The 1,526-nt window shown below is 66.3% G+C and carries 2 protein-coding genes; both read left to right on the top strand.

What is annotated here, in order from left to right:
* The coding region (locus ABF821_RS20990) for a glucokinase (RefSeq protein WP_415531474.1) at window positions 1-336 on the top strand (336 nt) is incomplete at its 5' end.
* Between the two features lie 194 nt (window positions 337-530).
* Window positions 531-1,526: NCS2 family permease (locus ABF821_RS20985; RefSeq protein ID WP_415531473.1), on the top strand; the 996-nt coding region annotated here is incomplete at its 3' end.

Here is a 1,526-nt window from a genome sequence, read left to right as displayed (position 1 = left end):
GGCCAGCCGGCCCGCATACATCACGACAAGGAACTCGGGACGGCGGGGCTGGAGGGGCGGGACCCGATGGCAGCGGCGGCGGGGGAGCGGTTCTGTCTGGCGCTGGGGGGCGGCGCGGGGGATCTGGCGCTGGCCCAGGGGGCCAATGGCGTGGTGATTGCCGGCGGGGTGGGCCAGCGGCTGGCGGACCATCTGCCGCGATCGGGGTTCGCCGAGCGATTCGTGGCCAAGGGGCGATTCGAATCGATGATGGCGCGGATGCCGGTGAAGCTGATCACCCATCCGCAGCCGGGGTTGCTGGGAGCGGCGGCCGCGTTCGCTGAACGCTTCGCCTAGGAGCTGGGAGCCTGGGCGTCGTCTGTGCTTCGTGGCGATGGGCGATCTGGGCCGCTCTTGCTTGCCGGACCGTCTTTCCGGTCAGGCTTTCATGAGGCGTTTTTGAATCGGCCTCCAAAGGGTTGGTGGGTCTCTTGCATCATATCGGAAGCGGTAGGACATTCCCTTGACCTTGTTGAGGGAAGAGACTGGCAGTGACGCATGACGGCGCCGGAGCAACCGGCTGGATCGACCGTTTTTTCCATGTGACGCGCCGGGGTTCGACCCTCTCGCGGGAGTTGATCGCCGGGCTGACCACGTTCGGGGCCATGGCGTATATCATGATCGTCAATCCGGCGATTCTGGCCCTCGCGGGGCTGGACCGGCACGACATGATCATGACGACCATCGCGGCCTCGGTCGTCGGGTCGCTGCTGATGGCGCTGCTGGCCAATCTGCCGATCGCCCTGGCACCGGCTATGAGCAGCAACCTGATCTTCGCGCAGGTGGTGGTGGTGCAGATGGGAATCGCGCCGCCGGTCGCCTTCACCATGGTCTTTATCGGCGGTCTGGCCTTCGTCGCGCTGTCGCTGACGCAATGGCGGCAGAAGATCGTGATGGGCTTTCCCGTTTCGGTCCGCACCGGCATCCATTGCGCGATCGGGGCCTTTATCGCCCATATCGGCATGGTCAGCGGCGGGCTGGCGGTGAGGGGGGCCGAGGGCTTCGCCTTCGGGTCGCTGCGCGATCCGGCGGTGCTGCTGGCGATCGGCGGTCTGTTTCTGGCCGGGGCGTTGCGGATGCTGCGGGTGCCGGCGGGAATGCTGCTGAGCATCGTGGCGGTGACGCTGGTGGGGTGTTTCGTCCACCATCCCGATGGCCATCCGGTCACGTCGCGGCCCTCCGCCTGGCTGGAATGGCCGCATTATCCGGTCCACATGCTGTTTCCCTTCGATTTCCACGGGTTCGTCACGCATTTCGGCCTGGTGCTGCCGGTGACGCTGTATTTCTTCCTCGGCGATTTCTTCGATGCGACGGGCACCATGATGGCGGTGACGCGCAAGGCCGGGCTGTCGGTCGAGGATGGGCAGCCGATGCTTGGCCGTACCGCCTTCGTGGCCGATGGTACGGCCAGCGTGATGGGTTCGATTCTCGGGACCTCCACGGTGTCGGCCTATCTGGAATCGCTGGTCGGGGCGGAGGCCGGGGGG

It is taken from the genome of Gluconacetobacter sp., from assembly GCF_047721585.1.
Lineage (GTDB): Bacteria > Pseudomonadota > Alphaproteobacteria > Acetobacterales > Acetobacteraceae > Gluconacetobacter > Gluconacetobacter dulcium.
Note: the sequence above shows the minus strand (reverse complement) of the source record. Positions and strands in the feature narration are given on the sequence as shown.